Here is a 17,264-nt window from a genome sequence, read left to right on the forward strand (position 1 = left end):
AGTCACTTTCCCTTCGCCAGCGTGTCGTTCCAGGCCTTCTCGGCGGCGTCGAGCGCCTGCTGAGCGGTCTTCGTCCCGGACATGTACGCCCGGACCTGGTCGTCGAAGAGCTGGCGCAGCTGCTCGTCGTTTCCGGAACCCATCGACGCGTCCACGCTCTGCTTGAAGGTGTCGACGAGGATCTTCCGGGCCTGGTCGGCCGGCGCCGTCCCGGTGACGTCGGTGAAGAACGGGTCCTCGAGCGCCTTCACCGAGGACGGGTAGATCGGCACCAGCTTGCAGAGTGCGAGCTGCTGCTCGGGCGCCGCGACGTACTTGAGCCACGCCGCCGCGGCCGCCTGGTGACCGGACTTCGCCGGGATCCCCATCACCTGCTGGCCGGGCATGTAGAACTTGCCGTCGGCACCTGTCACCGGCGGGCCGACCACGATCGACGAGTAGACCGCGGGCGCGTTCTTCTGCACGTTGAGCAGCGAGCTGGACACCGCCGCCGGGTTGAACGCGATCAGCTTGTTCTCCAGCGTCTGCGGCAGGTCCCGCCGGTTCTCGCCGAGACTGCCGGGGGCGATCGCGCCCGAGTCGAACGGCTTCTTGAACTTCTCCAGCAAGGCCAGCGTTTCCGGCGTGTTGAACGCGGCCTTCTTGCCGTCGCCGGAGAGCAGCTTGACGCCGTCGGCCTGCACCACGGCCGAGTACGCCATGAAGTTGGTCGCGGACTTGCCGGTCGCGTCGTGGTACTTCGTGGCCAGCGCGAGCGCCTCGTCGTACGTCGCCGGCGGCTTCGCCGGATCGAACCCGGCCTTGGCCAGCAGGTCCTTGTTGTAGAACGACAGCGACGTACCGCCGTTGTACCAGGGAATCGCGATCCGTTTGCCGTCGACAACCAACGGCTCGGAGAGGTTCGGCAGGTACGCCGCCGCGTCCTCCTTGCTGAACAGCGAGTTCAGGTCGGCCATCGAGGAGGCGAACAGCCCGGTGGTCGCCGAGGTGAAGTTGACGACATCCGGCACCTTGCCGCTGGCCAGCGCGGCCAGCAGCTTGGTGGTGATGTCCTGCCCCGGCACGTCCACCCACTTGATGTGCACTTTCGGGTGGTCCTTCTGGTAGGCGTCGATCCACTGCTGGATGTCCGGCCCGTAGTTCTTCTGCAGGTTGATCGTCCACCACTCGACGTCACCGGAGTACGCGTCGCCGGACTGCTTCTGGTCGCCGCCGCCGGCCGGGCTGCCGGACACACAGCCGGCCAGACAGCTGACCGCCGCGAGCATGAGGGTGGCGACGAGCGCGAGTCGGAGTCGGGCCATCATTGGCTCCTCAGAATGGAGTGTCCTAAACCTGGCTTACAGACATCAGAGTGTTCGCCATTGGATCGCGTGAGTCAACGGAACGCCTGAAGTTTTCTGGAGTTAGCGCTTCCTGCCGTCCAGAGTTGTGCGCTACGGTTCCGGTCTGAAAGCCGGGTTTCAGACATGAGGAGCGTGCATGCCGGGTCTGAAGGGCCGTGTGGTCGGTCAGCACAGGTACACGCCGTACGTGTTCATGCTGCCCGGGCTGCTGTTCTACGCCGCGATGTTCGCCTGGCCGGCCGTGATCGCGATCCAGCTGGCGTTCTCGGACTACGACATCGTGCATCCGGTGCGCTTCTCCGGCCTGGACAACTTCGTCCACCTGGTGCACGACCCGCGGGTCTGGATCGCGTTGCGGAACTCGCTGCTTTTCGTGCTGATGTTCCTGCCGCTGACCGTGGTCGCGCCGCTGTTCCTCGCGATGCTGGTGAACCTGAAGCTGCGCGCGATCCAGGCGTTCCGGATGCTCTACTACCTGCCGGTGATCACGTCGATGGTGGCGGTGGCGGTCGCCTGGCGGTACGTCTTCAACCGCGAGGGCGTGGTCAACTGGGTGCTCGGGCTGTTCGGCGCCGGCCCGACGGACTTCCTGCTCGACCGGCACTGGGCGCTGCCGACCGTCGTACTGCTGGAGGCGTGGAAGAACGCCGGCCTGTTCATGATGATCTACCTGGCCGGGCTCCAGGCGGTGCCGTCCGACCAGGTCGAGGCCGCGACGATCGACGGTGCCGGACCGTGGCAGCGGCTGCTGTACGTCGTCGTGCCGGCGCTGCGGCCGACGTTCGCGGTGACGCTCGTACTCAGCATGCTCGAGGCGATGCGGGCGTTCGAGTCCGTGTACGTGCTGACCCGCGGCGGCCCGCTCGACGCCACTCTCACCCTCGGCTACTACATCTGGTCGAAAGCCTTCCAGGACTACGACATGGGATACGCGAGCGCTGTCGGCCTGCTGCTGTGGGCGATCATGATCGTCCTCGCCGGGTTCAACCTGCTGGTCACACGGCGGAGGGATGTCTGATGAGTCGTCGGGTTGCGTGGTACGTCGTGCTCGTCGCGGTGGCGGCGTTGTTCGTCGGACCGTTCCTGATCCTGCTGAGCGCAGCGACCAAACCGGCAGGCCAGGACGTGTTCGGGTTCCCGCCCGACCTGATTCCGCGGCCGCCGGTCGGCACCTGGTTCCGCGAGGCGTGGACGACGATCCCGTACGCACGGTTCCTGGTGAACTCGGTGATCTACGTCGGCATCACGGTCCCGGCGTACCTGGTGGTGTCGGCGCTGACGGCGTACCCGCTGGCCAGGATCGCGTTCCGCGGCCGCGGTGTGTTCTTCATGCTGTTCCTGTCGATCATGTTCCTGCCCGGCGAGCTGATGCTGATCCCGCGGTTCCTGGTGATGAGCCAGCTCGGGCTGACCGACACGTTCGCGTCGGTGATCCTGCCGGCCATCCTGTCCTCGCTCGGGATCTTCCTGCTCCGCCAGGCGTTCGCGCAGATCCCGGACGAGGTCGTCGAGGCCGCCCGGGTCGACGGCGCGAACGAGTTCCAGATCTTCGGTCGGATCTGCGTACCGATCGTCGCCCCGACCCTCGCCGTGCTCGCGATCCTCGGATTCGTCTCGGTGTGGAACAGCTTCATCTGGCCGCTGGTCGTGCTGACCAGTCAGTCCAAGTTCCCGATCGCCCTCGGGATCGCCTACCTCAGTGGGGTCGCCGGTACCGACGTCCGCGGTCTTGCGGCCGGCACGGTGATCTCGCTGGTTCCCGTCATCGTTGTCTTCCTCCTGCTGCAGAAACGCATCCTCAACAGCATGGGCGGCGCAGTCAAAGGCTGACCCCTTCACCCTTGTGAGGCATCATGCACCCCACCCGCCGCACCTTCGTCCTCGGAGCCACCGCGGGCGGTATCGCCGCCTGGGCAGGTCTCCCGTCGCTCGCTTCCGCCGATCCACTCGCCTACGACTCGTCACCGGCCTTCGACGTCGCGCAGGCCGGATACCTGGCCTCCGACCCCCAGCACAACGAGGCCGGCCTGTACGCCTGGGGTGAGTCCTACTTCCTGCTCAGCCTGCTCCGGATGTACGAGGCCTACCAGGACGAGCGCTACCTGCGTACGTTCGAGGACCGGGCCCGGCACGTGATGCGGACCACCGACCACGCCCGGCACGTCGTGGACTATGCGGGCCGCTCGGGCAAGGTCTGGCGGACCGCCGGCAACTACACCGCGGGGCACGGCGTACTGCCCGACGGCACCGGCAAGCCCGCGGTCCAACTGCGCTGGGCCGGCACCCGGTCGGCCGAGTCGACGGCCGAGGTGTCGAACGTTGCCGACAGCACCTTTACTCTCGTACTGCGCAACCCGGGAACGACGGCCGTGGTGACCTTGCGGAACGTCGACCTCGACCCCACGTCCCCGGCGTACGTCGTGACCGCGGTGAACAACGCGTACAACGCCGGGCTGCGCTGGACCGCGGTCGAGCTCCGGGACGCCCCGGCGGCGGCTCCCGCCCCGGCAGCGGGCAGCATCGCCTTCCAGCCGCAGTACTACGTGTTCGCCGTACACACCGGGATGATCGCGTTCCCGCTGGCCCGGTACGCCCGGATGGTGCTGCAGTCGTCGAAGCTCAGATCGCGCCACAAGTTCGCGCGGGAGGTCCTGGACGCGGCGACCCAAGCCGTTGCCTTTCACGACCCGGAGTGGGACGGGACCGGAAACTACGTGTGGCCGAAGGGCGCGCCGATCCCGTTCGACGGGACGATCCAGCCGTACAACCAGAGCCAGGCCCTCGGGCAGGTGATGGTCGAGCTGTTCCGCGTGACGAAGCAGCCTCGGTACCGGACTCGGGTTCAGCAGCTGCTGAAGTCGTATCAGCCCGCTCTACGACCGGTCGACGGCGCGTACGTGTGGACGTACTGGCCGCCGTACAGCGAGTTGTACGCCGGTTACCCCAAGACCGCGGGCATCTCCGAGTACACGCCGTCGTACCCGGCGTCGACGCAGGTCGAGGACCTGAGCCACGCGGCGATCAGTACCGAGTTCGTGCACGCGGCGTACGACGCGGGCATCGACGGCGGGCCGGCGACGGACGTGCAGGCGTTCGCGAAGACCTTCACACAGAAGCTGATCCGGTCCGCGAACGAGGTCTGGTTCCGCCTCGACGGGACCGGGGACGCCGTACCGGCGAACGCGGTGCAATGCGCCCGCTGGGGCGAGTACGCCGAGCAGGACCTGCTGATCTACCAGCAGTCGTTGCGCGTGTACGACGCGGTGCAACTCCAACCCGTACAAGGCTCGCACGCGTTGGGCATCGCGTACCTGAACTGGGCGAAGAACTCTGGATGGAGGAACAAGTGAGACTGCTCCGGATCCATACTCCGGACGGCCTGCGCGACGCAGTCCTGAACGACGACGGCAGGGTGCAACCGCTGACGGACGGGTCACCCGACGGTGCCGCCCTGGACCTCGCGGAGGTGCGGCTCGCAGCACCTCTCGATCCAGGAAAGATCGTGTGTGTAGGCCTCAACTACGCCGACCATGCGGCCGAGGGTGGGCAGCAGGCACCCGCCGAGCCGATCCTGTTCCTGAAGGCGCCGGACACCGTCGTCGGTGCGTACGACGACATCGTGATTCCGCGCGGGAGTGAGAAGACGGACTGGGAGGTCGAACTCGGCGTGGTGATCGGCCGCACGGCGGCGTACCTGAACTCCACGTCGGAAGCGCTCGGCCATGTCGCCGGGTACGTGCTGGTCAACGACGTGTCCGAGCGGCACTTCCAGCTCGAGCGCGGCGGGCAGTGGGACAAGGGTAAGAACTCCGCGACGTTCTGCCCACTCGGGCCGTGGATCCTGACCGCCGACGAGGTACCGGATCCGCAGGCGATCAAGCTCGGGCTGGACGTGAACGGCGAGCCGTTGCAGGACAGCTCGACCGCCGAGATGATCTTCGGCGTCGCGCACCTCGTGCACTACATCTCCCAGTTCATGACGCTCTATCCGGGCGACGTGATCAGCACCGGTACGCCGGCCGGCGTCGGCGCGGGCCAGAAGCCGCCGCGCTACCTGCGGGCAGGCGACGTACTCCGGACCTGGGCCGACGGACTGGGGGAGCAGCGCAACCAGCTGGTCGCGGCGCCATGATGGACCTGCACGCAGGCACAACCCGGGTTTTGAGCGTTCGAACAGCGTCGAAACCGGGGTTCTGCCTGCATGGAGAACCGCCTAGGCCTTCAACGCCGCCGCGACGGCGTCGGCGACGGGGGTGGTCGGGCGGCCGATCAGTCGGCTGAGGTCGCCGCTGCGACGGGCCAGCAGGCCACGCTCGATCGCGTCGTCGACGCCGACGAACAGCTGGGCCACCGGCTCGGGCAGGCCGGCACCGACCAGCACCTGCGCATGGTCCGCGGGCGAAAGGTTGTTGTAGGCAACGGCTTTCCCGGACTGCTTCGACAGCTCCGCGGCGTACTCGGTCAACGTCCAGTCGGTGTCGCCGTTCAGCTCGTACGCCTTCGTCTCGTGCCCCTCCCCGGTCAGTACGACGGCTGCGGCCGCCGCATAGTCGCGGCGCGCCGCCGACGCGATCCGGCCGTCGCCCGCACTGCCGACGACGCCGTTCGCCAACTGGACGGGGATCTGGTCGGTGTAGACCTCGTTGTACCAGCCGTTGCGGAGGAACGTGTACGGCAGCCCCGAGTCGAGGATCGCCTGCTCGGTGGCGATGTGGTCCGTGGCCAGGTCGAAGTCCGCCTTCGGCCCGCCGAGGGCGCTGGTGTACGCGATCCGTGCGACCCCGGCCTCCTTCGCCGCGGCGATCACGGCGCGGTGCTGGTCGAGCCGGTTCGGCTCGAGGCCCGAGATCAGCAGGACCGTGTCGCCCGCCCCGAAGGCTTTCGCCAGCGCGTCGGTGTCGTTGTAGTCGGCGATCCGCACCTCGACGCCGCGGTCGGCGAGCGGGGCGGCCTTCTCGGCGTTCCGCGCGACGGCGACGACCTGGTCGGCGGGGACCCGCTGCAGCAGCTCGTCGACGACGAGGGTGCCCAGGTGACCGGTTGCTGCGGTGACGACGATGCTCATCGATTGCTCCTTCTCGTTGATGTCTGTCACCGACAGTAGACGGCATCTGCGAGCGGATCTATGTCCATCAGGCGCTGGTTTATGTCCGATCGTCTTGATCGCTGCGCGTATGATGCCTGGTATGGATGTACTTGCAGACGTCGTCGACGCGATGCGGACAGGTCCCGCCACCTCCGGACGCACCGACGTCCGCGGGCCGTGGGGCCTGGGCTTCGTGCACTCGTCCGGCGCCACCTTCCACCTCGTCCTGCAGGGTTCGGCGTGGTTGCTGCCGCCGGACGGTCACCCGATCCCGCTCGGCCCGGGTGACGCGGTGCTGCTGCCGCGCGGCCTCGACCATGCGCTCGTCGATCACCCGGACTCGGCGGTGGTTCCTTTCGACCCGACCGTCGCGGAGCCGCCGCAGGGGCAGGGCGCGCGGGCGTTGCTGTTGTGCGGGACGTACCGGCTGGATCGCGAGCGCCCGCACCCGATGCTGACCCGGCTGCCGGACGTGGTCGTCGTACCGGCGGATCCGGGGCGGCACAGGTCGTTGCATACGGCAATCAGCATCCTGGGTGAGGAGCTCGACGCGCAGCGGCCCGGCGCGACGGCCGTCGTACCGGCGCTGGTGGACGCCTTGCTGGTGCTGATCCTGCGGGCCTGGATGGAGGACCACAACTGCCCGACGGACCGCGGCTGGGCGCGGGCGCTGACGGATCCGTCCGTCGTCCAGGCGCTGGAGCTGATCCACGAGCGGCCCGGCGCCGCGTGGACGGTCGCCGAGCTGGCGTCGGACGTCGGGTTGTCGCGGGCCGCGTTCGCGCGCCGGTTCACCGAGGCGGTGGGGGAGCCGCCACTGACCTACCTGTCCCGCTGGCGGATGACCACCGCGGCACGGCTGCTGCGCGACCACGACCGCCCACTCGCCACGGTCGCCAAGGCGATCGGGTACACCTCGGAGTTCGCTTTCGCGAAAGCCTTCAAACGCGACTTCGGCGTACCCCCGGGCACCTACCGCAAGCAGCTCACCCTCGCGCTGTAGGAATTTTACCGAGTCTGCGCAATCATGGGCAGCAAGCACCGCACACACTCAAGGTTCCTGGATGGTCACCCACGGTTCGGGGGATCCGGAGGCCTGCCGCCCTGAGTACCCGTGAAGGTGAGGCTCATGAGCCCAATCAGTCGCAGGACCCTCGTTCTCGGCGGACTCGCCGCGGCTGGTGCCGGCGCCGTCCCGGCAGCCGCACAGTCATCCGTGATCACAGCCACCGCCACCGCCGCCGTCCCGTACCCGTTCCAGCTCGGCATCGCGTCCGGCGAGCCCGACGCGAACAGCGTCGTGCTCTGGACCCGCCTGGCGCCGTCGCCGACCAACGCCGACGGCCAGGGCGGGATGGCGAACGCCGACGTCGCCGTCGACTGGCAGGTGTCGACGACCGACACGTTCGCCACCCTGGTGTCCTCGGGGACCGTTACCGCGCCGTACGCCGCCGCGCACTCGGTGCACGCGATCGTGGGCGGTCTCGCCCCGGACTCCGACTACTTCTACCGGTTCCGCGCGCAGGGCCACCTCTCGCCGGTCGGCCGGACCCGCACCACGCCCGCCGTCGGCGCCGCCGGCCGCGACCTGCTGATGGCGTTCACCTCCTGCTCGCACTACGAGGAGGGCTACTTCACCGTGTACCGCCGGATCGCCGAGGAGAACCCGGGCGTCATCCTGCACCTCGGCGACTACATCTACGAGTACGGCGCGACGGCCGGCCGGACCAGGCTGCACCTCGGCGACGAGACCGTGTCGCTCGCGGACTACCGCCGCCGGTACGCGCAGTACAAGACCGACCCGGACCTCCAGGCGGCGCATGCCGTCGCGCCGTGGATCGTCGTACCGGACGACCACGAGGTGGAGAACAACTACGCGGGGACGGTGCGCGAGAACAACACGCCTGCGCTGACGGCGGCGCAGTGGACCGCGCGGCGCTCGGCGGCGTACCAGGCGTACTACGAGAACATGCCGCTGCGGCCTGCTCAGGTCAACAGCGGCAACAGTATCCAGCTGTACCGGCGGCTGCGCTGGGGGAGCCTGGCGACGTTCCACATGCTCGACACGCGCCAGTACCGCAACGACCAGGCCTGTGGTGACGGCTGGAAGGTGTGTTCGGACGCGGACCTGCGTCACGCAGTCTGCCCGGTAACGCCCAGGAGAGCTGGCTGCTCGACGGACTGGGGCAGCACCTGGGCACGTGGGACATCATCGGCCAGCAGGTGTTCTTCGCCCGCCGGTTCAACTCGACCGGGGCGAGCATGGACTCGTGGGACGGGTACCGGGCGTCGCGGGCGCGCATCCAGCAGGGCTGGGTGGACCGGGCCGTCCGCAACCCCGTCGTACTGACAGGGGACGTGCACCGCGCGTGGGCGAGCGATCTGAAGGCCGACTACAACAACGCGAACTCCGCGACGATCGGTACGGAGCTGGTCACCAGCTCGGTCACGTCGAGCGGCGACGGCGACGGGTCGACCTCGGTGCCTGATGTGGGTACGAACCCGTGGCTGCAGTTCTACAACAACCGCCGCGGGTACGTGCGCGCTACGGTCAGCCCGACCGAGCTACGGGCCGATTTCCGCAACGTGGCAAAGGTTTCCGAGCACGGTGCCGCTGCCGCGACCGTGAAGTCGTTCGTCGTCCAAGACGGCCACCCCGGCCTGCAGGCGGTGTGACCATGAAGAAGACAGTAGCTACCGTTGCGCTTGTGGTTGCCGGGCTGGTCTGTACGACTGGGGCTGCCTTTGCGCACATTGCGGCTCCTACGTGGACAACCGCGAACAGTGTGTCCACCGGTGACCAGGACAACGCCTCCGTAGCCACCAAAAGGAACGGGTACGTCGCTGTCGTCTGGGAGGACGACCCTGACGGCAACGGGTACTACAACATCCCGTACCGCGTCGTGAACACCGCAGGCGCGGTCACAGCGTCCGGCAATGCCAACAGCAGCGCGACTGGTCAGCAGATCAACCCACGGGTCGCTGTAGACCCGGACGGTGCACCTGCTGGTGCCGGTGTGGCGTTCACGGTCGTGTGGGAGGACATCCAGACCGGCGCACAGGCCACCGTGAAAGCCGCTGGCTTCACGGGCCCGACCACGCGCGCCTGGGAGATCTCGGCTTCTGCCACGACCGGCCAGCACCACAACCCCGACGTGGCCGTGTCCGCGTCGGGCGACGCAGTTGTCGTCTGGGACGACGATGCCGACGGCAACGGCTACTACCAGATCGGCCTGATCCGGCTGGCTCGTACGAACGGCGCAGCCACGCTCTCACGCCGCTCCGCGAACGCCTCCGGCGGCGGCCAGCAGACGCACGCGTCGGTAGCCGCTGACTTCAACGGCGACTTCGCAGTCGCCTGGGAGTCCGACCACACCGGTACTCCAGGTGTCTGGACGCGCTCGTTCACCTCAACCGGTACGGCGCGCTACGTCGACACAGAGGTCGCAGGCGGCGGTACTGCACCGTCAATCGGCATCGACGACCAGGCGCAGTCAGTCGTCGGCTGGACCACCCAAGGAAGCGACCCTGATGTCTGGGTTCGTGGCTTCGGCACCGATGGGACCGATACCGGCCGCCTGTCCTCGCAGAAGCTCAGCTCGGTGAGCACGGGCCGGCAGGAGCAGATGGCGGTCGCGGTCTCGCCGTACGCCGAGGTCGCCGTCGCATACACCGACGACAGCGACGGCAACACGTACGACCAGGTCATCCTGGGCACAGGCATCTCCAACAACAGTTGGTGAACCGGTCTGAGGGATCTCACGTATGTGCGGGTGAGAGGAGATCCTGATGAAGACCACAACGTTGTTCATTGGTGCAGCAGTGGCGGCGCTTGGCACTCTGACCGCCTGCGGTGGCAGCAACAGCAGCCCCCCGCCGTCCTCCGGCGGGGGTGCTGCTGCGGCCGTCTCCGTCAAGGACGTCAGCGGGGTCGGCCAGGCGCTGGTCGACGCCTCCGGGAAGACGCTGTACTTCGCCGACCAGGAGGCCGGCGGGATGATCAAGTGCACCAGCGGCTGCCTGGACATCTGGGTGCCCGCGACCGGGACCGCCGCCGACGCCAAGTCGGTCAGCGGACTGGGCACCATGAAACGCTCCGACACCGGCGCGGACCAGCTGACCTTCCAGGGCAAGCCGCTGTACAGCTTCAAGCTCGACAACAACGGCCAGGCCAAGGGCAACAACGTGACCGACAACTTCGCCGGCACCAGCTTCACCTGGCACGCCGCGACCACGTCCGCGACGCCACCGTCGTCGGCTCCGTCGTCGTCCTCCGGTGGCGGCTACGGCAACGGTTACTGACGTTTGTAGACAGCCGTCAGCTGCCCGCGGGCGATCGTGCTGCCGTCGATCGACTTGAGAGCGTCGGCGAGTTTGGTGCCGGCCGGGAGGTTGGTTGCCTTGGACAACGCATAGACGGTGAAGCGGTAGTGGTGCATGCCGCTGGGCGGGCACGGGCCGTAGTACGACGGTTTGCCGGCCGAGTTGGCGGCCTGCGCGGCGCCGGGTGGTGTGCCGCCCGCGGCCAGCGACGTGGTCTTCGGATCGACGTCCAGGAGGACCCAGTGTGTGAACGTGCCGCTCGGCGCGTCCGGGTCGTCGACGACGATCGCGAGCGCCTTGGCATCGTCCGGCGTACCGGTCCAGGCGAGCGGCGGCGAGTTGCCGGCGCCGTCGCAGGTGTACTTCGCGGGGATCGAGCCGCCGTCGTGGAACGCCGGACTGGACACGGTGATCCGCGACGGCGCGGTGGTGGCGGGCTCCTTCGGCCCGCCGCCGCTGCAGCCCGCCGTACCGAGCAGCATCACCGCGCACAGCAGCACACGCCTCATGGCCTCAACGTACTACCGCAGCTCGTTGCTCCAGGCACCGATCAGCGTACGGTCAGCGTGTGGTCAGCCGGATGACCGGGAGCTCCCGATCCGTCTTCAGCTGGTAGTCCGCGAACCGCGGTGACGCCGCGATGATCAGCTGCCAGGCCTCCTCGCGCTCCGCCCCGTGCAACTGCTCGGCGCGTACGTCGACCGTCTCGCCGCCGACGTCGATCCGTACGTCGTCGGGGTGCGCGGCGAGGTTGTAGTACCAGGCAGGGTTCCCGGTTGCCCCGGCCGCCGCGGCCACGATCAAGCGGCTGCCGTCCGCGGCGGGGAACCAGCCGAGCGGCGTGAACCGCTCCTCGCCGGACCGGCGCCCGACGGTCCGCAGTACCAGGGCGTCGAAGCCCATGAACTTGCTGTTCCGGCCGCGGCGGATCCGGCGGGAGACGAGGCTGTTCATCCATTGCACCAGCCGCCCCTTGGGCTGCCGGGAGCCGCGGGTGCCGGCGCGGGTGTCGAAGCTCATGACGTGTGCACTGTGCGCTTGGTGGTGACCTGGTCGCCGTGGCCGAAGGGCTTGCCCTCGAGGTTGAAGCTCCAGGAGATCGTCGGCGTGATCCGCAGATACTTGCCGGCCCCGAACTGCCCGGTCCGCTCGACGGTCTCGGCGGTGCCGTAGATGCGCAGGTAGCGCGGGACCCACGGATCCGTGGACGGCACGTCGTCGAGGATCACCGCGACCTTGGTGTTGCCGGCCTGCACGTTGCGGTACTTCCGCGTCTTCGCAGGGTCGAGGCCGCCGATGAACAGGTGCGTGCCGTCGTACTCGAACCCGACCGGTACGGCGTCCGGCTGGCCGTCGGGGCCGACCGTCGCGATCCGGGCGATCCGCTGGGAGCGCAGGTACTCGAGTTCCTCGTCGCTGAATGACATCGGTCCTCCACGGTGGTTAATGCCATGTACTGTATGCGAGATTAACCATACATGCCATGTACCGTAGTGCCGTGGGCGAGACGTGGGCGGAGCAGCTGGACACCGGTACCGGGCTGATCCAGCTGATGACGCTCGTTCAGGGGATCTACACGACCGCCTCGGAGCGGCACGAGCTGACGCCGGTGCAGGCCAAGCTGCTGTGCGTGCTGATCGGCGGACCGCGCGGGATGGCGGAGCTGGCGCAGCTGTTCGGCGTCGAGAAGGCCGCGCTGACCGGTTTGATGGACCGGATCGAGAAGCGTGGGCTCGCGGTGCGTTCCGCCGTACCGGGGGACCGGCGCGCGGTCCGGGTGACGCTCACCGAGGCCGGGCGGCAGGCGGCGTCCGCGTTCCACTCCGACATGGGCGAGGCGCTCGGTCGGCTGACGGACTCGATCCCGTCCGGCGACCGCGAGCAGTTCCGCAGTACGGTCGAAGGTATCATCCTGAGGTGCCGCACGTCACCGTCCGCCGAGTGAGCTCCCGGGCTGCGGGGAGAGCGTTTACCCCTACGATCGAGGGCGTGCCCAACCCGTTGAGTTCCTGAGATGTCGGCCGTCATCGGCGCCTTCGCGGCGCTGGTCGCAGTGGCCGCGCTCGGGTACGTCGTGGGCCTCTTCGGCGTACTGCGCTCGCAGGACGAGCTGGTGCTGTCCCGGCTGGCGTTCTTCGTGGCGACGCCCGCGCTGCTGTTCACCACCGTCGCGCGCGCCGACCTGCGGTCGATCTTCTCGGTGGTACTGGTCACCAACCTGATCAGCCTGTTCGTGGTGCAGGCGGTGTTCCTGCTGATCGCGGTGGTGCTGTGGCGGCGGACTCGGTCCCAGGCCACCATCGGGGTGCTCGCCTCGTCGTACGTGAACGCGGGCAACCTCGGCGTACCGGTCGCGGCGTACGTCCTCGGTGACGGCGCGCTGGTGGCACCGATCGTCCTGTTCCAGGTGCTGGTGATGGCCCCGATCGCGTTCGCCGTACTGGACGGCGACCGCCAGGGGAGCGGCCGGCGGGTGTCGCTGAAGGCAGTCGTGACGCGGCCGCTCCGTAATCCGCTCACGGTCGCGTCCCTGCTCGGGCTCCTCGTGTCCCTGCTCGGCGTCCACTTGCCCGAGCTGGTGATGCGCCCGATCGACCTGCTCGCCGCGGCCGCCGTACCGGTCGCTCTGATCGCCTACGGCCTGAGCCTTAGCGCCGGCACCAAGGACTCGATCACCTTCCGCCGTGACGTGATCCTGGCCGTCGCCCTGAAAACCGTCGCCCAACCCGTGGTCGCCTTCACCGTCGCCCACTGGCTCCTCGACCTCCACGGCCCCGCCCTACTCGCCCCCACACTCCTGGCGGCCCTACCCACCGCCCAAAACGTCTACGTCTACGCCGTCCACTACCGAGCCAGCCGCACCCTCGCCCGCAGCGCAGTACTCCTCAGCACCCTCCTCTCCATCCCCGTCATGATCCTGATAGCCGGCCTCTTGACCTGACTCAGCGCATGGCTTTGAAGGCTTCTTCGGCTACGGGGGCCACCTGGTCCACGGGGACGCCTTCGTTCGCGGACTGGGCGATGACGGTGAGGGTGTTGGAGCCTCGGTAGCACTGGGTGGGGAGGTTGCCGCTGGCCTCGACGCAGGTGCTGTTGCCGACCTTCTTGATCTTGTCGGGGGTGGCGCCGGAGTCGGCGACGGTCTTGCTGATGTCGACCTTGCCGCGGAGCGCGATGATCACGTACATCCGGCTGCCGTCGATCGTGCCGTACGCCTCGACGGTCGCCTGCTTGCCGTTGTTGATCCGGCTGAGCGCCTGCCGGGTCTGGTCGAGCTGCAGCTGGTCGCGGATGTCCTTGTCGGTGATCCGGTCCAGCCCGGCGAGCTTCGCGGGCGGGTTGATGCCGCGGTTGGTGTTCAGCCGGTTCAGCGGTCCAAGCCCCCAGACGTAGCCGAGCAACGCCAGTACGACAAGCAGAACCACCGCCCCACCAACCGTCAACCAGGCCCCACTCAACCGAACCCGCCGCAACCCCTTCCGCTTCTTCCCCGCAACCGCCCCCGCCCCGCCCGCAGCAGCCCCGCCTGCGGCGTCAGCCGCGCCGGCGTCGTTGCCGGGGGTGGGTTCGGTTGCCGGGACGGCGGGGAGTTCGGTGGTGTCCGCCTTGGTGTCGGCAGCCTCGGCCTTGGGATCCGCCGGGGTGGTCGGGTCGGTCATCGAGAGTGGCTCCTCGGACGTGCGGTCACGGGGTGCTACGGCGTCGGGTCGTAGTGCTTCGTCCCGATCGTTCCACATCAGGACAAGCCGGTCTCACAGGGTTGGGGAGTCCGCTGGGTCCCCGCCTACTGCGGGGCACCCGGCACGGCACCTTCTCGCTACGGCGCGGACCCATCAGACACCCCCTGGCCGAACGCACAGGTGCCCGCCTCCCGAAGCAGGAGGCGGGCACCTGGGGCCGGTGCTCAGAGGGTCGCGACGACCTTGACCGCGTCGGACTCGTCGGCGTTCCAGACGATCTCGCCGGTGATGCGGCCGGCGGCGCGCAGGTCCGGCTCGGCTCGCTCGGCGAGTGACAGCCGCGCGGCGGGTCCGGTGACCTCGACCTTCGAGACCTCGGTCTTCATCGACACCTGCGCCTCGGACTTCGCGCCGCGGATCCCGGCGAGCACCTCGGACACCGCGTCCAGGACCTCGGCCTCCTGCTCGGCCACCGTCAGGTCGTCCTCCACCGTCGGCCACGACGACAGGTGGATCGAACCCTCCTGCCACCACGACCAGACCTCCTCGGTCGCGAACGGCAGGTACGGCGCCAGCAGCCGGAGCTGGACCGACAACGCCACCGCGAGCGCGGCCTTCGCCGACGCCGCCGCGGCCTCACCCTGACCGCCGTACGCGCGCTCCTTGACCAGCTCGACGTAGTCGTCGCAGAAGGTCCAGAAGAACCGCTCGGCGATCTCCAGCGCCCCGGTGTAGTCGTACCGCTCGAAGGCCGCCGTCGCGTCCGTGACGACCGACCGCAGCCGCTGCAGCATCGCCAGGTCGACCGGCTCGGTGACCGCGGACGTGTCGACCGTCGTCGCCCCGAACCCGAGGACAAACTTCGACGCGTTCAGCACCTTGATCGCGAGCCGCCGCCCGACCTTCATCTGCGACTCGTCGAACGGCGAGTCCAGCCCCGGCCGCGCCATCGCCGCGCGCCAGCGGACCGCGTCCGACCCGAACTTCTCCAGGATCTCGGACGGGACGATCGCGTTGCCCTTGGACTTCGACATCTTCTTGCGGTCCGGGTCGACGACGAACCCGGAGATCAGCGACCGCGCCCACGGGAGCGTGCCGTTCTCGAAGTGCGCGCGGACGACGCGGGAGAACAGCCAGGTGCGGATGATCTCGTGCGCGTGCGTGTTCAGGTCCATCGGGAAGGTACGGCGGAACAGGTCGTCGTCGCGCTCCCACCCGCAGACGATCTGCGGCGTCAGCGAGGACGTCGCCCAGGTGTCCATCACGTCCGGGTCGGCCTCGAACCCGCCCGGCTTGCCGCGCTGGGACTCGTCGTACCCGCGAGGCGCCTGCGAGGTCGGGTCGATCGGCAGCTCGGCCTCGGACGGCAGCAGCGGGTGGTCGTAGTCGACCTCGCCGTCGGCGTCCAGCGGGTACCAGACCGGGAACGGGACGCCGAAGTACCGCTGGCGGGAGATCAGCCAGTCGCCGTTCAGGCCCTCGACCCAGTTCAGGTAGCGGTGCCGCATGTGCTCCGGGACCCAGGCGAGCTCGTTGCCGCGCTCGACGAACTCCTGCTTGAGGTCGGCGTTCCGGCCGCCGTTGGTGATGTACCACTGCCGCGTGGAGACGATCTCGAGCGGCTTGTCGCCGTTCTCGTAGAAGTTCGCCATCCGCTCGGTCTTCTTCGGCTCGCCGTCCAGCTCGCCGCTCTCGCGGAGCTTCTGGACGACCAGCTCGCGCGCGCTGAAGACCGTCTTCCCGGCGAGTTCGGTGTACAGCTCCGAGCCCTCCAGCCACGCCGGGGTGTCACGCAGCAGCCGGCCGTCGCGGCCGATCACCGTACGGACCGGGAGTTGCAGCTCGCGCCACCACTGGATGTCGGTCTGGTCGCCGAACGTGCAGCACATCGCGGTCCCGGCGCCCTTGTCCATCTCGGCGGCCGGGTGCGCGAGGACCGGGACCTCGACACCGAACAGCGGCGACTTCACCGTCGTACCGAACAGGTGCTTGTACCGGTCGTCGTCCGGGTGTGCGATCAGCGCGACGCAGGCCGGGATCAGCTCCGGGCGGGTGGTCTCGATGTACACCGGCCCGTCCGCGCCGTGGAACGCGAGCCGGTGGTACGCGCCCGGATACGGCCGGGCCTCCATCTCGGCCTGCGCGACCGCGGTCTGGAACGTGACGTCCCAGACCGTCGGCGCCTCGGACAGGTAGGCCTCGCCGCGGGCGAAGTTGCGCAGGAACGCGCGCTGCGACGTACGCCGGGAGTCCTCGGAGATCGTGGTGTAGAGGTACGTCCAGTCGACGCTCAGGCCGACCTGCCGCCACATCGCCTCGAACGCCTGCTCGTCGATGTGCGTGAGCTCACCGCAGAGGTCGACGAAGTTCTGCCGGGAGATCGGGATCTGCTTCTTCGGGTCCGGCTTGGCCGGCGGCGTGAAGTCCGGGTCGTAGGGCAGCGTGGGATCGCACTTGACGCCGTAGTAGTTCTGCACCCGGCGCTCGGTCGGCAGGCCGTTGTCGTCCCAGCCGATCGGGTAGAAGACCTGCTTGCCACGCATCCGCTGGTACCGCGCGACCAGGTCGGTGTGGGTGTAGCTGAAGATGTGCCCGACGTGCAGCGACCCGGAGACCGTCGGCGGCGGCGTGTCGATGGAATACACATCGGCGCGCTCGGCGGTGCGGTCGAAGGCGTAGGTCTGCTGCTCCTTCCATACAGCAGCCCACTTCTCCTCGAGGCCATCGAGTGTGGGCTTGTCTGGAACGCGGGACGTCTGGCTCATGCGCACAATGTTAGTGGTTGTCAAGGGGTGCTCCGACCGGTTATCCACACCCCCCTCCTAGACT

The 17,264-nt window shown here is 68.4% G+C and carries 17 protein-coding genes and 1 pseudogene; 11 read left to right on the forward strand and 7 right to left on the reverse strand.

All coding sequences use genetic code 11. The features are described from left to right. Window positions 1–2 precede the first annotated feature (2 nt). The gene (locus JOF29_RS36315; RefSeq protein ID WP_209698868.1) at window positions 3–1,304 is read right to left on the reverse strand and encodes an ABC transporter substrate-binding protein; all 1,302 of its coding nucleotides are present in this window, start codon (window positions 1,302–1,304) and stop codon (window positions 3–5) included. 178 nt (window positions 1,305–1,482) lie between these two features. On the opposite strand from JOF29_RS36315, the gene JOF29_RS36320 reads away from it, so the two are divergent. Genes JOF29_RS36320 through JOF29_RS36335 form a run of 4 tightly spaced genes read left to right on the forward strand, consistent with a single transcriptional unit; the run spans window position 1,483 to window position 5,478 of the window. Then, on the forward strand, window positions 1,483–2,364 hold the full coding sequence (locus JOF29_RS36320; protein ID WP_209698869.1) for a carbohydrate ABC transporter permease: 882 nt from the start codon (window positions 1,483–1,485) through the stop codon (window positions 2,362–2,364). Beyond that, complete coding sequence (locus JOF29_RS36325; protein ID WP_209698870.1) at window positions 2,364–3,176, forward strand: carbohydrate ABC transporter permease; 813 nt, start codon at window positions 2,364–2,366, stop codon at window positions 3,174–3,176. Before JOF29_RS36320 ends, JOF29_RS36325 begins: the two co-directional genes overlap by 1 nt. Window positions 3,177–3,199: 23 nt before the next feature. Beyond that, window positions 3,200–4,696 carry a hypothetical protein gene (locus JOF29_RS36330; RefSeq protein ID WP_209698871.1) on the forward strand — a complete coding sequence of 499 codons (1,497 nt, stop codon included), beginning with the start codon at window positions 3,200–3,202 and terminating at the stop codon, window positions 4,694–4,696. Then, window positions 4,693–5,478 carry a fumarylacetoacetate hydrolase family protein gene (locus JOF29_RS36335; RefSeq protein ID WP_307863867.1) on the forward strand — a complete coding sequence of 262 codons (786 nt, stop codon included), beginning with the start codon at window positions 4,693–4,695 and terminating at the stop codon, window positions 5,476–5,478. Before JOF29_RS36330 ends, JOF29_RS36335 begins: the two co-directional genes overlap by 4 nt. 81 nt (window positions 5,479–5,559) lie before the next feature. On the opposite strand, the gene JOF29_RS36340 is transcribed toward JOF29_RS36335, so the two are convergent. Next, on the reverse strand, window positions 5,560–6,411 hold the full coding sequence (locus tag JOF29_RS36340; RefSeq protein ID WP_209698873.1) for an SDR family oxidoreductase: 852 nt from the start codon (window positions 6,409–6,411) through the stop codon (window positions 5,560–5,562). A gap of 121 nt (window positions 6,412–6,532) precedes the next feature. Between JOF29_RS36340 and JOF29_RS36345 the strand changes: the two genes are divergently transcribed. The 5 genes and pseudogenes from JOF29_RS36345 to JOF29_RS36360 all read left to right on the forward strand — a co-directional run bounded on the left by JOF29_RS36345 (window position 6,533) and on the right by JOF29_RS36360 (window position 10,734). Then, on the forward strand, window positions 6,533–7,435 hold the full coding sequence (locus tag JOF29_RS36345; protein ID WP_209698874.1) for an AraC family transcriptional regulator: 903 nt from the start codon (window positions 6,533–6,535) through the stop codon (window positions 7,433–7,435). A gap of 126 nt (window positions 7,436–7,561) precedes the next feature. Beyond that, window positions 7,562–8,476 (forward strand): annotated as a pseudogene (locus JOF29_RS44965) (alkaline phosphatase D family protein); the annotation flags it as partial. Between the two features lie 68 nt (window positions 8,477–8,544). Then, a complete protein-coding gene (locus JOF29_RS44970; protein ID WP_307863868.1) occupies window positions 8,545–9,108 on the forward strand; it encodes an alkaline phosphatase D family protein in 564 nt (187 codons plus the stop codon). A 2-nt stretch (window positions 9,109–9,110) separates the two neighbouring features. Further along, the gene (locus tag JOF29_RS36355; protein ID WP_245359813.1) at window positions 9,111–10,175 is read left to right on the forward strand and encodes a hypothetical protein; all 1,065 of its coding nucleotides are present in this window, start codon (window positions 9,111–9,113) and stop codon (window positions 10,173–10,175) included. A gap of 46 nt (window positions 10,176–10,221) precedes the next feature. Further along, window positions 10,222–10,734, forward strand: a complete 513-nt coding sequence (locus tag JOF29_RS36360) for a COG4315 family predicted lipoprotein (protein WP_209698875.1) — start codon at window positions 10,222–10,224, stop codon at window positions 10,732–10,734. On the opposite strand, the gene JOF29_RS36365 is transcribed toward JOF29_RS36360, so the two are convergent. Genes JOF29_RS36365 through JOF29_RS36375 form a run of 3 tightly spaced genes read right to left on the reverse strand, consistent with a single transcriptional unit; the run spans window position 10,728 to window position 12,182 of the window. After that, window positions 10,728–11,264 carry a YbhB/YbcL family Raf kinase inhibitor-like protein gene (locus tag JOF29_RS36365; protein WP_209698876.1) on the reverse strand — a complete coding sequence of 179 codons (537 nt, stop codon included), beginning with the start codon at window positions 11,262–11,264 and terminating at the stop codon, window positions 10,728–10,730. The genes JOF29_RS36360 and JOF29_RS36365 overlap by 7 nt on opposite strands. A 52-nt stretch (window positions 11,265–11,316) precedes the next feature. Next, complete coding sequence (locus JOF29_RS36370; protein WP_209698877.1) at window positions 11,317–11,775, reverse strand: nitroreductase/quinone reductase family protein; 459 nt, start codon at window positions 11,773–11,775, stop codon at window positions 11,317–11,319. Further along, window positions 11,772–12,182, reverse strand: a complete 411-nt coding sequence (locus tag JOF29_RS36375) for a PPOX class F420-dependent oxidoreductase (RefSeq protein WP_209698878.1) — start codon at window positions 12,180–12,182, stop codon at window positions 11,772–11,774. The genes JOF29_RS36370 and JOF29_RS36375 overlap by 4 nt, the downstream gene beginning before the upstream one ends. A 71-nt stretch (window positions 12,183–12,253) precedes the next feature. Here JOF29_RS36375 and JOF29_RS36380 point away from each other — a divergent pair, with 71 nt between their 5' ends. After that, window positions 12,254–12,700 carry a MarR family winged helix-turn-helix transcriptional regulator gene (locus tag JOF29_RS36380; RefSeq protein ID WP_209698879.1) on the forward strand — a complete coding sequence of 149 codons (447 nt, stop codon included), beginning with the start codon at window positions 12,254–12,256 and terminating at the stop codon, window positions 12,698–12,700. A 69-nt stretch (window positions 12,701–12,769) separates the two neighbouring features. Beyond that, window positions 12,770–13,696 (forward strand): AEC family transporter, encoded by a 927-nt coding sequence (locus JOF29_RS36385; RefSeq protein ID WP_209698880.1) that lies wholly within the window; start codon window positions 12,770–12,772, stop codon window positions 13,694–13,696. 1 nt (window position 13,697) lies between these two features. On the opposite strand, the gene JOF29_RS36390 is transcribed toward JOF29_RS36385, so the two are convergent. Continuing rightward, on the reverse strand, window positions 13,698–14,414 hold the full coding sequence (locus tag JOF29_RS36390) for a hypothetical protein (protein ID WP_245359815.1): 717 nt from the start codon (window positions 14,412–14,414) through the stop codon (window positions 13,698–13,700). A gap of 245 nt (window positions 14,415–14,659) precedes the next feature. After that, window positions 14,660–17,200 carry a valine--tRNA ligase gene (gene valS, locus JOF29_RS36395; protein WP_209698881.1) on the reverse strand — a complete coding sequence of 847 codons (2,541 nt, stop codon included), beginning with the start codon at window positions 17,198–17,200 and terminating at the stop codon, window positions 14,660–14,662. Window positions 17,201–17,264 lie beyond the last annotated feature (64 nt).

The organism is Kribbella aluminosa, assembly GCF_017876295.1.
GTDB lineage: Bacteria > Actinomycetota > Actinomycetes > Propionibacteriales > Kribbellaceae > Kribbella > Kribbella aluminosa.

Coding starts and splice junctions, on each gene's coding strand:
- JOF29_RS36370 (WP_209698877.1), bottom strand. CDS start 11,775: ATGAGCTTCGACACCCGCGCCGGCACCCGCGGCTCCCGGCAGCCCAAG.
- JOF29_RS36315 (WP_209698868.1), bottom strand. CDS start 1,304: ATGGCCCGACTCCGACTCGCGCTCGTCGCCACCCTCATGCTCGCGGCG.
- valS (WP_209698881.1), bottom strand. CDS start 17,200: ATGAGCCAGACGTCCCGCGTTCCAGACAAGCCCACACTCGATGGCCTC.
- JOF29_RS36330 (WP_209698871.1), top strand. CDS start 3,200: ATGCACCCCACCCGCCGCACCTTCGTCCTCGGAGCCACCGCGGGCGGT.
- JOF29_RS36340 (WP_209698873.1), bottom strand. CDS start 6,411: ATGAGCATCGTCGTCACCGCAGCAACCGGTCACCTGGGCACCCTCGTC.
- JOF29_RS36385 (WP_209698880.1), top strand. CDS start 12,770: ATGTCGGCCGTCATCGGCGCCTTCGCGGCGCTGGTCGCAGTGGCCGCG.
- JOF29_RS36325 (WP_209698870.1), top strand. CDS start 2,364: ATGAGTCGTCGGGTTGCGTGGTACGTCGTGCTCGTCGCGGTGGCGGCG.
- JOF29_RS36365 (WP_209698876.1), bottom strand. CDS start 11,264: ATGAGGCGTGTGCTGCTGTGCGCGGTGATGCTGCTCGGTACGGCGGGC.
- JOF29_RS36390 (WP_245359815.1), bottom strand. CDS start 14,414: ATGACCGACCCGACCACCCCGGCGGATCCCAAGGCCGAGGCTGCCGAC.
- JOF29_RS36320 (WP_209698869.1), top strand. CDS start 1,483: ATGCCGGGTCTGAAGGGCCGTGTGGTCGGTCAGCACAGGTACACGCCG.
- JOF29_RS36345 (WP_209698874.1), top strand. CDS start 6,533: ATGGATGTACTTGCAGACGTCGTCGACGCGATGCGGACAGGTCCCGCC.
- JOF29_RS36360 (WP_209698875.1), top strand. CDS start 10,222: ATGAAGACCACAACGTTGTTCATTGGTGCAGCAGTGGCGGCGCTTGGC.
- JOF29_RS36355 (WP_245359813.1), top strand. CDS start 9,111: ATGAAGAAGACAGTAGCTACCGTTGCGCTTGTGGTTGCCGGGCTGGTC.
- JOF29_RS36375 (WP_209698878.1), bottom strand. CDS start 12,182: ATGTCATTCAGCGACGAGGAACTCGAGTACCTGCGCTCCCAGCGGATC.